This is a genomic window from Deltaproteobacteria bacterium (genome assembly GCA_016210045.1).
Taxonomy (GTDB): Bacteria; UBA10199; UBA10199.
Map to the genome: position 1 here is coordinate 26,542 of JACQUX010000023.1, position 13,723 is coordinate 40,264.

At 60.5% G+C, this 13,723-nt stretch carries 8 protein-coding genes and 1 tRNA gene; 3 read left to right on the forward strand and 6 right to left on the reverse strand.

Annotation, left to right across the window (positions count from 1 at the left end):
- Nucleotides 1-21 precede the first annotated feature (21 nt).
- On the reverse strand, nucleotides 22-3,561 hold the full coding sequence (gene mfd, locus HY696_07315) for a transcription-repair coupling factor (GenBank protein MBI4238207.1): 3,540 nt from the start codon (nucleotides 3,559-3,561) through the stop codon (nucleotides 22-24).
- 242 nt (nucleotides 3,562-3,803) lie between these two features.
- Here mfd and HY696_07320 point away from each other — a divergent pair.
- The 3 genes from HY696_07320 to HY696_07330 all read left to right on the forward strand — a co-directional run bounded on the left by HY696_07320 (nucleotide 3,804) and on the right by HY696_07330 (nucleotide 4,451).
- Nucleotides 3,804-3,874: transfer RNA gene (locus HY696_07320), tRNA-Gln, on the forward strand.
- A 114-nt stretch (nucleotides 3,875-3,988) separates the two neighbouring features.
- Entirely contained in the window at nucleotides 3,989-4,189 is a 201-nt protein-coding gene (locus HY696_07325) for a hypothetical protein (GenBank protein MBI4238208.1), read from the forward strand.
- A gap of 64 nt (nucleotides 4,190-4,253) precedes the next feature.
- Nucleotides 4,254-4,451, forward strand: a complete 198-nt coding sequence (locus HY696_07330; protein ID MBI4238209.1) for a type II toxin-antitoxin system RelE/ParE family toxin — start codon at nucleotides 4,254-4,256, stop codon at nucleotides 4,449-4,451.
- 37 nt (nucleotides 4,452-4,488) lie between these two features.
- Here the strand turns inward: HY696_07330 and HY696_07335 are convergent, their stop codons facing one another.
- The 5 genes from HY696_07335 to HY696_07355 all read right to left on the reverse strand — a co-directional run bounded on the left by HY696_07335 (nucleotide 4,489) and on the right by HY696_07355 (nucleotide 13,599).
- Nucleotides 4,489-5,412: a GIY-YIG nuclease family protein gene (locus HY696_07335; protein ID MBI4238210.1), complete on the reverse strand. Its 924-nt coding sequence runs from the start codon at nucleotides 5,410-5,412 to the stop codon at nucleotides 4,489-4,491.
- Nucleotides 5,413-5,859: 447 nt separating this feature from the next.
- Nucleotides 5,860-7,551, reverse strand: a complete 1,692-nt coding sequence (gene ettA, locus HY696_07340; protein ID MBI4238211.1) for an energy-dependent translational throttle protein EttA — start codon at nucleotides 7,549-7,551, stop codon at nucleotides 5,860-5,862.
- A gap of 79 nt (nucleotides 7,552-7,630) precedes the next feature.
- The gene (locus HY696_07345) at nucleotides 7,631-9,139 is read right to left on the reverse strand and encodes an amidohydrolase family protein (protein ID MBI4238212.1); all 1,509 of its coding nucleotides are present in this window, start codon (nucleotides 9,137-9,139) and stop codon (nucleotides 7,631-7,633) included.
- A gap of 402 nt (nucleotides 9,140-9,541) precedes the next feature.
- Nucleotides 9,542-10,954 carry a hypothetical protein gene (locus tag HY696_07350; GenBank protein MBI4238213.1) on the reverse strand — a complete coding sequence of 471 codons (1,413 nt, stop codon included), beginning with the start codon at nucleotides 10,952-10,954 and terminating at the stop codon, nucleotides 9,542-9,544.
- A gap of 23 nt (nucleotides 10,955-10,977) precedes the next feature.
- On the reverse strand, nucleotides 10,978-13,599 hold the full coding sequence (locus tag HY696_07355; GenBank protein MBI4238214.1) for a hypothetical protein: 2,622 nt from the start codon (nucleotides 13,597-13,599) through the stop codon (nucleotides 10,978-10,980).
- Nucleotides 13,600-13,723: the final 124 nt, after the last annotated feature.

Genomic DNA, 13,723 nt, shown 5'->3' on the forward strand with positions numbered 1-13,723 from the left:
GCGGTAGCGACTGCCTCATTGTCAATCCCGATGCCTGCCCGGAGCGCCGGAAAGAGGTGCAGAGGGGATCAACCGCTGCAGGATTTCGCGGCCGGCGCGCAAGATCTCTACGGCGGTCGTGGCGGGCGCACGGACGAGGAGGATGTTGTCCGGCTTCAATTGATAACGTTTCGGTTCGCGGTTGACTAAGCGCAGCACACATTCCGGCGCGACCCGGGTCTGCGGATGAAACTTGATCCGCCAGATTTCCCCGTTGCACTGCAACTGCTCGATGCCGAGTTGCGCACAAGTCTGGCGCAGCGCGATGACGTGAAATAAATGTTGCGCCTCTTCCGGGAGCGGGCCGAAGCGATCGCGCAATTCGGCCTCGATCTGCTGTAACTCCTCTTCGGTCGTGGTGCCGGAGAGGCGCTTGTACCAGGCCAAACGCAGTCCGGGATCGTCCAGATAGGTGGCCGGCAATAGCGCGGGGAGCGGCAATGCGATTTCCGGATCGACACTTTCGGTATCCGGCTCGCCTTGCAATTGGCGGATGGTCCGTTCCAACAGTCTCGTGAAGAGTTCGTAGCCGATTTCGGCGATATGGCCCGATTGTTGGGCGCCGAGCATGTTGCCGGAGCCGCGCATTTCCAAGTCGTGCATCGCGATCGTGAAGCCGCTGCCGAGTTCCGTGTAGCGCGCTAATGTGGCCAAACGGCGCTCCGCTTGCGGCGTGGTGCGCACGGCCGCCTCGCCGTCGTCGGTGGCCGGTGTCAGAAAATATGCCGTCGCTTGAAGGTTGGAGCGACCGACGCGGCCGCGCAATTGATAGAGCTGCGCCAAACCAAACGTATCGGCGCGGTTGACGATCAGCGTATTCGCGGCCGGGATGTCGAGGCCGGCCTCGATGATGCTGGTGCAGAGCAGAATGTCGGCCTCTTTCGCCAGAAATGCGCGCATTGCCTGTTCCAATTCCTCTTCCGCCATTTGACCGTGCGCCACGACGAACCGCGCCTCCGGGAGGAGTCGGGTCAGTTGATCGCGCATCGATTGGATAGTTTGCACGCGATTGTGCACAAAGAATACTTGGCCGTCGCGCCGGAGTTCGATCCGAATCGCCTCGCGGATGGTCGCCTCGTTGAACGGTGTGACATGGGTGCGCACCGCGCGGCGATCCGCGGGCGGGGTCTGGATGATCGAGATATCGCGCAGTCCGGCGAGGGCCATATGGAGGGTGCGCGGAATCGGGGTGGCGGTGAGTGTCAGTGTGTCGACCGTGGAGCGGAGTTTGCGCAGCCGCTCTTTATGCGCGACTCCGAAGCGTTGTTCCTCGTCGAGGATCAGCAGGCCGAGCCGCGGCACTTTGATGTCGCGCTGCAACAGCCGATGCGTGCCGATGACGATATCGACTGTGCCGGCGGCCACTGCTTTGACGACCTCGGCCTGTTCCGCCGCACTGCGAAAGCGATTCAATAATTCCAGCCGGACCGGCAAATGGGCGAAGCGGGTCGTGAAGGTCTGGAAATGTTGGAATGCGAGCAGCGTCGTGGGGCAGACCAGCGCGACTTGTTTGCCGTCCGTGGCGGCGCGAAACGCGGCGCGCAGCGCGACTTCGGTCTTGCCGTAGCCGACGTCGCCGCAGACAAGGCGATCCATCGGCTTTTCCGCCTGCATGTCGCGCAGCGTGTCTTCGATCGCCTGCCATTGATCAGGCGTTTCGTCGTACGGGAAGTGGCTTTCGAATTCTTCCAACAGGTGGTCGCGTCCCGAGAAGGCGAAGCCGGCGTGCACTTGCCGCGCGGCGTAGATCTTCAGCAGTTCGTGCGCCATGGTGCGGATCGATTGCAGCGCCCGTTTTTTGGCGGTCGACCATCGGGTGCCGCCGAGCCGGTCGAGCAGTGGCGCGGCGTCGTCGGAGCCGATGTAGCGTTGCAATAAGTGGAGTCGATAGACGGGCAGATAGAGCTTCGCCTCGCCGAGATATTCCAATTGGACAAAGTCGCCGCGGATCGGCTTGCCATGCGGCGTGGCCGGGAGGTCCATTTGGGTGAGTCCGTGGTAACGGCCGACGCCGTGTTGTTCATGAACGATGTAATCGCCGGCCGCCAAATCTTGGAAACTGACGAACGGTGCCGACGTGGTCCTCCGCCGAACCGGGGCCTTGCGGATTTTCCGTCCGAACAACTCTTCTTCGGTAAAGTACGCGAGACCATCGTCCGGCGCGACGAATCCAGCGCTGAGCGTGCCGATTTCCACGCGGATGGTGTGAGCCTCCTCCGTCATATGCCCCGATGACACGGCCGAGACGCCATGCCAGCGCAGCAAGTCGATGGTGCGCTCGGCGGCGAGGCCGGTGTGACAGACGATCGTGGTGCGACGGCACGATTGTTGAATCTCGCGCAACAACGTGGCCATTCCGGTGAACGGCTCTGTGTCGCCGGCCGCGGCGCGATGTCGGAGTTGCAGCGCGGCGATCGCGGTCGTGGACCACGTGGTTGTGGTCTCGCCCGGCGCTGGTTCGCAGCTGCACTGCGGATGGGCTGCGACGCGGCTTTGAAAGTCCTCGAGCGGGGTTGTCAATTCGTCCGGTCGCACGGTGCGTACGATCGGTTCGCTCTCCATGGCGAGTTGCGTGACCTGATCCCGGTATTGCCGAGCCGCAGTGGCGATCGCGACGCTGTCGATCCAGACGATCCGCGTTGCGGGAGGGAGATACGCGGCGAGGTCAGACACGGTTTCGTAGAAGAGGGGGAGCAATCCTTCGAGCAGCGGAGTGCGGTGTCCGGCTTGGAGTGGGTCGCTGAGCAGGCGGCGTTGCGGCACGGGGATGTCGGCCGTGTCGGCGCGGGCGCGGAGCTCGCGCAGGGCCCGGCGGCGCAGCTCATCAGTGTAGAGAATTTCATCGCCGGGACCGAGCAAGACGTGGTCGAGATGGGCGTGACTGCATTGCGTTTCCGGATCGAACAGCCGCAAACCGTTGACCGAATCGCCATCGAGTTCGATGCGGCACGGCGACGGGAGTCCCGGCGGCCAACAATCGACGAGACATCCGCGCGCCGCAAACGTGCCGACGTCTTCGACCAACAGCGCATTGGCATAACCGGCCTCGGTCAGCCAACAGAGCAGCCCTTCGCGGTCGATCGGTTGGCCGCGCGCGAGTTCCCGCAGATACGTGGCCATCAACGCGGCCGGAGGGAGGACTTGCAAGCAGGCCGCAATGGGCGTGACGACGACGGGGGCCGCGGTGTCCGGGTCGCGCTGCCGCCCCCAGGCCTGCAGCGTGCGTAATGTGGCAAGGCGCGTGGTTTCAACTTCCGCCGCCGTTGGCACGCTTTGATATGGGAGCCCTCGCGGCGGCAACAACAGCGGGCGATGGATTGCCGGGCCGGAAAAATACGCGAGATCGACGCTACAGGTCTCTGCGGTTTCAATCGTGTCTGTGATGATGAACAGCGGTTGCGTGGCGTGACGCAGCCGCAGCTGTGCCAGGAGATAGGCGGTCGCCGAACCTTGCAGTCCGTGCAGCGCCTGCGCCCCGCGTCCCGATTCCAGTGCCGTCAACAATGCGGCCAGCCGTGCCATCCGCGGCTGAACTGCGCGATTGCCCGCGCACTGTCAAGGCTTGCGATGGATTCCGCCGAGGCACTTGACAGTGCAGCATCTTCCCGAACATAAGACGACCGGTTCTTATTCGGGGATCGGCGTTACGGGGGCTCACGTTGCCTCCTCCACCGGCGGTTTGCGAAAGTCTCCGCCAGAGGCGGATCCGTCTTCGGCGGAGGATGGAGCCTCCCCCTCAACGCCGCTGTGTGGCTGATAGTCATTCGGGGATCGTCTAACGGTAGGACAGCAGACTCTGACTCTGCTTGTTGAGGTTCGAATCCTCATCCCCGAACAGTGCCCGCGAGGTTTGCTCGGTCGACTGACCAGGCAAACCTTCAGCGCCGGACGATGGGCGGATGCTATAAAATACTTGCAATTGTCTTCTAAAAACATCATATTACTACATATGGCAGCTATCACGCACCGAGTCAGTCCGCAGCTCAAAAAACGGCTGGATCAATATTGTGAGGAGCACGGGCTCAAAGCACAAGCCGTTGTGCAAGAAGCGATTGCCGCTTGGCTTGAAGATGCCGAGGATCTGGCGTTGATCGAGGAACGTCGTCCAGGGCCGTGGATTGCGTGGGATGATGTCAAAAAAGACTTATAAAGTTCTCTTGCATGCCCAAGTGCCGAAAGAGATCAGAATGCTGCCCAGGGATATCCAATCCCGGGTGACGGCTATCCTTGATGCCTTAGCGGAGAACCCTTTTCTGCCTATCGCCGGGAAGCTCCACGGCCGGCAGCAGTGTTTCAGGGTCCGTGTCGGCAATTACCGCATCGTCTACGAAGTCCATGCGACGGAAGTGGTCGTCTACGTGCTCGGCATTGCCCACCGGAAAGAAATCTATCGCGTGATCTTGCGACGATAAAAAAGGCAAATAAAAGAGATGCCAGCCAACAGCTGCGCTACGCCCCGCCAAAAATATCGTCTAGGGTTTTCGCGTTGAGGATGTCGTCAAGCTTGCAGTATTTTGGACCCTGGGGTTTCAAATAAACGTTCTGACCCACACCGACGGGTGTAGGCAGGGCCGTCGGATCACTACCTAAATAGAGCTTGTATTTCCCTGCTCCAGCATCGTTGCCAATATACGGTTCGATTCGTGCCACTTGGCCATAGTGCGTGATCGCCGAAATCGGCGCAACTTGGTAGATCGCAATATATTTGATCTTCTGCAAATTGTGCTCACCTATGCGGATTGCCCACCAAGCATGTTGCCCGAGGAATGCACGTTCGAACCCATCTTGATGAGCGGGGCAAACGATGGTGTCGAAATCGCGTTCACGGGACAATGGTGCTTCAACTTCCAGCGGTGCGGTATTGGCTGCATCTTCCGCTGGTGCTTTCGCAAATACGTCATAGCCAAGCACGGGCATGAGAATTTCAACATTGTTGGCAAAAACATTCAGCCCACCAACGTCCTCTGGAGGTATTGATGGGAGGCGCGGATCAGTGCTGTTCTCGATATGACACCAGCCCGCGTTCCGTAACCGCTTGACGCAGACGCTCTCCAAATATTGTATGCTCGCTTTGGTGAGAGACCCGTCGGTACTGTAGAAAACAACGAGGGCAGACCACCAATCTTTCTTGGCATCATGAGTCTTAATGCGGTCGCGAAATCCATCAGCCTCACCAACGTAAACGCGCGGAGAGCATCCCGGCGGTTGAGTGATGAGGAAATAGAGACATGGCCCGTCAAGGGCCGGCTCCTGTGGAATTTCGTCAAGGGCACTGCGGGGCAAACACAACGCACGGCCACTCCATTGGTCGATCTTCGCAACACGAGGCCCGGTCGGTTGATCGTCATGGAGAAGGTGGATGATCAGTTTCATGCTGAACAGTCTCCGACCAAATGAATCTTTTCCAAGGAAAGAATTTCTGCCTATGCATTTCCACGCTATGATGAGAAGCACGCCGGCCATTGCTAAGCGTCATTTAATGGCTACTGCAATTCTCGAACAGAATATTCAAAAGTGGAGGGGGATTCAATCGCCTTGTCACAGGTGGTCGTGGAATGTTGCGTATTTATGCGACACATGTTGGTCGTAGCGGGACCCACTGAGGGCCCTTAATCGGGCCGTAGTCGAGCTCGGCTTGGGGTTTGGCTACTTTGGGTAGGGGGAAAAAATGCTGAAAACATCAATGAAATCAATGCAGCGACAAAAGATGTCGCAGAACGCGAAAATCGGATTAATGAATTCAATGCCTTAGCGGGTGCCGTTCCTGGCCGGAGCCACCAATTTCTGCACAGCACGCCCGCACGCATTCCGCCCACCCAGTTACTCGCGCGTCAGTTTTTTGTAGCGGATGCGGTGGACAGCGTCGGCGGCGTCGCCGAGGCGGCGTTTGCGGTCGGCTTCGTATTCGGAAAAGTTGCCGTCGAACCAGACGACTTGGCTGTCGCCTTCGAACGCGAGGATGTGGGTGGCGATCCGATCGAGGAACCAGCGATCGTGGCTGATGACCACGGCGCAGCCGGCGAAATTTTCCAGTGCCACTTCCAACGCGCGCAGGGTGTGGACGTCGAGGTCGTTGGTCGGTTCATCGAGTAGTAACACATTGCCGGGATCCTTGAGCGTCACGGCCAAATGGACGCGATTCCGTTCGCCGCCGGAGAGGACGTTCAACGGTTTTTGTTGATCGCTGCCGGTGAAGTTGAAGCGCGAGACGTATTCGCGCGACGGCATGGTGCGCGAGCCGAGTGGGATCAGGTCGAGGCCGCCGGAGATGCATTCCCAGACGCTGCGGGTGTCGTCCGCGGCGAAACGATTTTGATCGACGTAGCCGAGTTTGACCGATGGCCCGACGGCGAAGCGGCCTTGGTCGGTGGTTTCCTGACCCATGATCATCCGAAACAGCGTGGTCTTTCCGGCGCCGTTGGGGCCGATCACGCCGACGATGCCGCCCTGCGGCAGTGAGAAGCTCAGATCCTCGAACAAGAGTTTGTCGCCGAATGCCTTCGCAATCTGTTGCGCCTCGATGACGGTCTGCCCAAGCCGCGGGCCGGGCGGAATGAAAATTTCGAGGTCGCGTTCGCGGCCTTGCGCGGACGCTTGTTGCAACAACTGTTCGTAATTGGTGATGCGGGCCTTGCTCTTGGCGCGCCGCGCCGAGGGCGATTGCGAAATCCATTCGAGTTCGCGTTGCAACGTCTTGCGGCGCTGGTTTTCCGCTTTCTCTTCCTGTGCGAGCCGCAATTCCTTCTGCGCCAGCCACGATGAATAATTCCCTTTCCATGGGATTCCGTGGCCGCGATCGAGTTCCAAGATCCAGCCGGCGACGTTATCGAGAAAATAGCGGTCGTGCGTGACCGCGATCACAGTGCCTTTGTATTGTTGCAGATGGCGTTCGAGCCAGAAGACGGATTCGGCGTCGAGGTGATTGGTCGGTTCGTCGAGGAGTAAAATATCCGGCTCGCTGAGCAGCAGTCGGCAGAGCGCTACGCGGCGCTTTTCTCCGCCGGAGAGCGTTGCGATGCGGGTGTCGCCCGGGGGACAGCGCAGCGCATCCAGCGCGTATTCGAGGCGGCTGTCGAATTCCCACCCGTTGGCAACTTCGATTTGCTCTTGCACGGCGGCTTGACGCTCGAGCAGCTTCGTCATCGCGTCGTCGTCCATCGGTTCGGCGAATTGCAGATTAATCGCCTCGAATTCCTGCAACAGCGCGGGGATCTGGGGCACGCCGCTCGCGACTTCGGCCTTGACGGTGGATTCGGGATCCAGTTGCGGTTCTTGCGCCAAATAGCCGATGCGGAAATCGTGCGCGAACGTGATTTCGCCGTCGTAATCGGTGTCGAGGCCCGCGATAATTTTGAGAAGACTACTTTTGCCGGAGCCGTTGAGCCCGAGCACGCCGATCTTCGCGCCGTAATAAAATCCGAGCGAAATATCTTTGAGCACGGTTTTGGCGGGCGGATGGGTGCGGCTGACGCGATGCATCGAGAAAATGATTTTGTACGGTTCGTCGACCATAGCCGCAGGCGCATAGCGAGTTTGGCCGCGGAGGGCAACGGAAATGCGGTGGAAGCTGCGCGCAGAGACGATGCGCTGTTCAGTGGCGCGCCGCGCTGAAGTCGGCGCGGGAATAGTATCTGCCGTGGAGGATGGCGCCAGCAATGGCATCGTAGGCCTCGATGTTTTGGAGCGGGTTGGCATCGAGGATCAACAGGTTCGCGAGTTTCCCGGCCGCGATTGTTCCGTGGCCCTGCAAATGTAAGTGTGTGGCATTTTCAATCGTGGCGGCGCGGAGGATAGTCGCTAGCGGCACTCCGGCCGCTGCCCAGCGGCGCATCTCGAGATAGCCGTTGAGGCCGGGAAGATTCCCATAGACTGGGGCCGACGGTGTGTCGGTGCCGAAGAGCAGGCGGGCGTGACGGTCGGCCAGATACTTCACGACAGCGGCGAGTCGTTGCAGCGGTGGGTCTAAGAGCGCTGGCGATCCCGTGGTCGTTCCCAGTTCCTCTTGGCGAAACGTGTCGGCCAGGGCTTGGCCATCCGCCGATTGAAACCACGTCAGCATGTTTGGCGGGATCACATGGCGAATCTGGGGTTGTTCCCAATAACTGGGGTCCAGCAACGCTTGGAGTCCGCCGAGCACTTGAAAAGTCGGCATGTAGCCGGTCTGCTGGGCGATGATCCGATCGAGGAGCGTTTGCACTGTGGGGTTGTCGGCGATTTGGTTCCCCTCGCTTTCCCAATGCCAGAGTCCGTGCGCCAAAACATCAATTCCGTTGGTGACGCCCACCTCTTGGGCCGCCAACGCATTGGCATGCAGAAACGTGACCAGCTGATGCCGATGGGCGTGGGCCACGAGTGCCTGCAGCAGTGCGGGCGTCGGTGTGGGCCAGTCATTCTGTTGGGGGCCGAAGCCGTCTTCGTAGTAAGTCTTCACGCAGATCGCGCCATGATTGCGGATGCGATCCACAACCGCCTCCGGCGTGTGTGCGGCGACCTGTGCCGTGGCAGGAAGCGCTGTGGGTTGCCGGGCGTCGTAGAGAAAGTTCGGATACTGTTGAAACCGCAGCGCATCGGGAAGAAATCGCATCGGATAGCCGTTCGCGATCGGGACCCCGCCGTCGCAATCGAAGAGGTCTGGCCGGGGTGATTGCGCGCGCAGCGTTTCTTGCGCGGCGCGATCTGTGACGTTGAGGTCGACGAGTGCGGTGTACCCGAAATACAGATAGCTCCGTAGGACTTGGTTCCGATAATCCGTGACGATCTTCTCCAGTCTGGAACGCTGCGTGGAGTCGAGCTGATCGAGCACGGTTGGCAGGCCCGGCACGGAATTGAGATGCACATGGCCGTCGATGAGTCCGGGAATGATGAACTTGCCGCGCAGATCTACGATCTCGACAGCCGCCGCCCTGCGGCGTTTACCTCGGACCGGTGGCACTTGAATGGCATCTGACCAGATGCCGACGTCATGGATCTTGCCGGCGCGGATGGCCACGTAGCCGTCGGGAATCGGTTCGCGATCTGGTGGAATGATTGTCGCCCGATAAATCATCGTGTTGGCTTGACCGCGATAGATGAAGGATGACGGATCGGATTTTTTCCACACCAGTCCAATGCCGAGGGTTACGGTGGCGGCAATGCCAAAGATTGAGAGCCAGTTTTTGAGACATGGCCTGGGCATTATAGGTTCGAACGGTGTGTGGAGTGGAGCATCTGGGAGACATATACCGAAGAGGCGCGGTGCGTGTCATCCGTATTGTGGGCACCACATATTAGCCGAGCGTATTATGGGCCATGAGGAATGACAGGGTGATCAGGCTGCTCAGTGCGACGAACGACTTCATCCAGAGTGATTGCATCACAAAATTTTCCCTCCCCGATCCTTCAAGAGAGCAAGAAGAGTGCCGGGTTGGGGGGTCGATATTTCGCGGGGTTGCGGGCGCGTGGGGGTGACGCTGCACTCCAGTAAACGGCTGGACGTGGTGTGCGGAGACCCAGGCCGCAGCGTTTAGCGGTGTCGGAGCAGCGAGCAACCGCCGCCGCCTTCGATCGGGGCTTGGGCCGCTTCGGCGGGGGCGAAGACCAGTGGTGGGACCGGGTTGGCGGGCGGTTGCGCGGCGGCCGTCTCCGGCAACGTCGCGCTTTGCGCGGCGGTGTCGGCCGGGAGCGGGAGCATGGCGCCGGTCATCGCGGCACTCGGATCGGTGACGGAGGTGGGTGTCGTCGCCGTGGGGTCGGGGGGCGAGGACGTGCTGCCGGGGATCTCCAGGCCCGGCGGCGTTGGTGTCGCGCCGGCGAGGATGCCGATTCCGCCGGCGGGGCCGTCGCCGGTGTCGGCCAAGTTGGCTACGAATTGCCCTTCCACCGAGGCGGAGAACGGCGAGGGTCCGCCCTCGTAATACGCCACCGATGCGGCAATGCGCTGTTTGAGCGTGGTCCCTTCGCTCGGCGTCAGGAAGGGGGCGCCGACGGTACACGTGAATGTCTTAGTGGTTTGTTCGAAGGGGCAGCTTTCACTTCCGAGCGGCGTGATCTCTTGTTGATCATTGATTGCCACGAGCTCGACGGCCCAAACCGCACGATCGTCGGGTGGTGTGAAGTCGCCCGTGACCGTGACGTACGTGCCGCTACTGACGACCTTGGTCAGCGTCGGCGCGGGGAATGGGGTGGCGAGTGTTGCGGGCTGGTAGCGCAGCGGCACCGCGTCGGCATTGGCTGGGAGGTAGCGGTTGTCGCCCAGTTGCAATCCGATTGTGGTCTGTGTGCTGATGGCGGCGTCGGTGTAGTGCGCGAGCGTCGAGTTGTGGATGTGGGCGGAGCCGGTGGTTACGTCGACGGCGTGCTGGAAATCGGGACCGCTGCCGTCGACGAGCAGCGTGTCTGCCTGTGCCGTTCCGCTCCCATGCAGGCAGAGCCCACGGTTCGGGAGTTGGCCGCGAATGCCGAGGTTGCGCAGCGTGACGTTGCCTTTGGTCGTGACAGCGCACGTGGCGGCGTCGGCGAATGGCGCGGCGACGACGAAGTTTACGCTCGGTTGGGTGGTGCCCATGTACGGCGCCGTAGTGCGGAGAAAGGTCGACGGGCCTACGAGTTCCACTGGATGTGCCGAGCTTTCGATCGTCAGCGGCGCCGTGAGCGTGAACGTCGCGCCTTTGCCTTGCGGCCAATAGATCCGGTAGACCGCGTTGCGGCCACCCGGCTTCTTGACCAGGCATTTGTCGTCAGTGGCCATTTTCAGCAACGTCTCTACGCTTGTGTCTGTCGAAGGGATGCAACCGTCCGCCGTGATTGCGTAGAGTTTCTTTATGCCAATTGAGCCGTCGGGAAGCCCCGTGCCAGCATATGCGGATGTGGCCAGTGACAGCAGGCCGGCGAGCAGCAGGTGCGTGGTGCCGGGGATGCGATAGATGGTAGGGCGCATGGGCGTATCCTCCAAAGTTGGCTTTATCGAGTCACACGTAGCGAACATCCCCCACTGTCAGTTCCCGGCGGTACGGCGGGTGCCGAAGGTCCAATCGTTTCAAAGACGTTGTCGGACGACGGCGGCGCGTTTTGCAGTGGCGGCTTGCTCGGTGTCGCTGCCGGCGTGCTGGGAATCGTCGTCGTTGGCAGTGTCGTGGCTCCGGTGAATGGGTTCAATGTTGTCGATGGCGTCGTTGGGGCCGGCGTGGCGGATGGAGCGGTTGTACCGGCGCTGCCGTGGTCCACTTCGGTAACCGGCTGGAGTGTTGCGGGCAGGGCTGCTGCGGGAACCGCGCTGTCGCTGTTGCCGTCGGCCGCACTGCCGACGACGTCGGCGTTATCGTTGCTGTCTCCATTGGCCGCCGGATCTGCAGCCGCCGGATTGCCGAGCGGATTCGCTGGATCGGCATCGGCTGCGACCGGTTCGGCGTCACTGTCCCCATTGTTGTCGGCGCCGACAATCGGTGGTTCCGGTTCCGGATCGCCGACATTGACGTCGTCTGCGCCGCCGCTGTTGGGACCGTTATCTCCCGCCACTTCCTTGATGGCCGTCGGTGGGACGATTGCGCTGGTGAACGCGGAGGTCTGGCCATCTTGGTACAGCGCGGCGACGGCAAAACTGGCGGCTGCTGGGAAATAGTTTTTCATATCACGCCAGAGGAATTCGCATTGCAGCGTGCGCGTGACCGTGTCGTCGGTGCATTGGAACGGGGCTCCGAAGGCCGACACGACGTGGCTATGCAGTAATGAAGTAGCGGAATCACTCAACACGAGTTCGATTTTCGGGTGATCGGCGCGGAGCATCTTTTTCGCTGCGGGGATCAGTGGGGACGACTTCCCGTAGCCGAGCGTCACACGAATCGTCTCACCGCTACTGCGAGAGAAGTGCGTCATCTCGGTGCTTTGTATGGTCGGCGTGGCGTAAGGGCTCATCGTGCCCAGCTTGATCAAGGATTCGGTCTGTCCCTGAAAGGCGTTGTTGCGCATGTGGACGCCATCGCCGCGGGACAGGATGCCGACCGCGTTGTGCTGGAAATGATTATTGATGACGAGTGTATTTTTGAGCCCCAACCCGACTTCGATGCCGATCGCATTATCGGCCAACACGAGGTTGCTGACCGTACTACCGGATCGGTGTAACCCGATCGCGTGGGTCTCGGCGGTCTTTTGGAAACCGGAGACCTGGAGATATTGGAGCTGTACCTGGTTGTATACGCTGAGGCCGGTCTGGTCTGTGAAGTCGGCGGTCGGCACGAAACGGATCTTCGGCGCTTGTTCGTCCGCGACGGAGGTGGGCGGCACTCCACTCAGGTGGAGCGGCACATCGGAAAATTGGTTCAGCGTCAGCGGTTTGCTGAGCGGGATCTGTATGGGGTTCGCGGCGTGGCTCCAATAGAGCCATTTGTATTGCTTGTTTTTCGCCAAGCATTCCGTGTCGGACTTGGATGCGGCCTCGATTTTTGCCAGCACTTGCGTCGGAGTCAGCCCGCTGAGGTCGCAGCCGTCAACGACGGGAGTCGGGGCGGCCGGGGGCGGTTGGAGACTGGCCGTGATGATCGACGAGAGGACCGAGGTTTGGCCGGCGCCGTTGGGATACGTGAATGTTCCCGCGACGGCGACCGTGCCATCGCCGACAAACTGGTCGGGGAGCGTGCTCAACAGCTCGAGCGGGATCGAATAGAGCAGGGAATTTGGTCCGGCGGGCATGGGCTGGAGGTCAGTGAGCGGTTGAAAGCGGGTGCCCGCTGAGTTGACGACATAGACCTCGCCCGTGAGAATGGTTTGACTCCCCAAGAAACTGACATGGAGCCACGCGGGTTGGTCCGCGGCATTATATCCGAGAATGGTCGTTAAGGTGGGCGCTGGGGCCAGGGCCTGTGTCGCGGCGGCCAGTTGGATCGGCGGCGCTTGGTTGTCGGTAAATGAATTTCCCTTCAGCTGCACGCCGCTGCCGTCGATCATCAGCGGCGTGATATTTTTGTAGAACTTCGTGTTGACGACTGACGCGGCCGTCACGGCCGGATCGACATAGAGACCGATTTGATTGAACGAGAGTCTGGTCTGGTCGACGGTCGGGCCGCTCGTTTCGATGCAGACGGCGCGCGCTGCGGTCGCGTCGATGATTTCAACATTGCGTAACGTGACGTTGCCTCGGAGCCGTAATAGGCACGATCCGGTAAAAGTCTGCGTTCCGTCCTCTGTCACTGCGGGTTTGATGATGAGCTGGTTAGTGCTCATGCTCTCGAAGTGGAGGGGATGTGTCGTAGACGCGTTGAAGAGTCGTAGCGGCGTTTTCAGCAGAAAAAAAATCTCACCGGTATAGATCCGTTTGATGTCGCTTCCCCATGCGTCACAGAGTTGGTCGTCAGTGGCGACAGCGTCGATCAGTGTTTGCAGCTTTTGGGGGAAGTCAGGATCGTTGAGAATGGTCCATTCATCAAGCAGGCAGCCTTGCGGTCCCTGATAGGCGATCCCGTAAATCTTGTTCTTGTGGTCAAAGGGCACGCGATTCGGGGCCCAGGCCGGCGGGTGCCAGAGACCGAGCAGTAGCGTCAGGACGCAGAGCAGCGCGGCGCGCGGAGCGATACGGTGGATGGGGCGCATATGCTGAAGAAGAAGCAACTGCTGTGCCAGAGGCGATTGTGGCGGGCCGACCCAATATCAGCCGGTTAGCGAGTGCGCGGCCGCAATCGGCCGATCATATTGAGGGAGTGGCTGGGCGGAGTCA

Coding starts and splice junctions, on each gene's coding strand:
- mfd (MBI4238207.1), bottom strand. CDS start 3,561: ATGGCACGGCTGGCCGCATTGTTGACGGCACTGGAATCGGGACGCGGG.
- HY696_07350 (MBI4238213.1), bottom strand. CDS start 10,954: ATGCGCCCTACCATCTATCGCATCCCCGGCACCACGCACCTGCTGCTC.
- ettA (MBI4238211.1), bottom strand. CDS start 7,551: ATGGTCGACGAACCGTACAAAATCATTTTCTCGATGCATCGCGTCAGC.
- HY696_07355 (MBI4238214.1), bottom strand. CDS start 13,599: ATGCGCCCCATCCACCGTATCGCTCCGCGCGCCGCGCTGCTCTGCGTC.
- HY696_07335 (MBI4238210.1), bottom strand. CDS start 5,412: ATGAAACTGATCATCCACCTTCTCCATGACGATCAACCGACCGGGCCT.
- HY696_07325 (MBI4238208.1), top strand. CDS start 3,989: ATGGCAGCTATCACGCACCGAGTCAGTCCGCAGCTCAAAAAACGGCTG.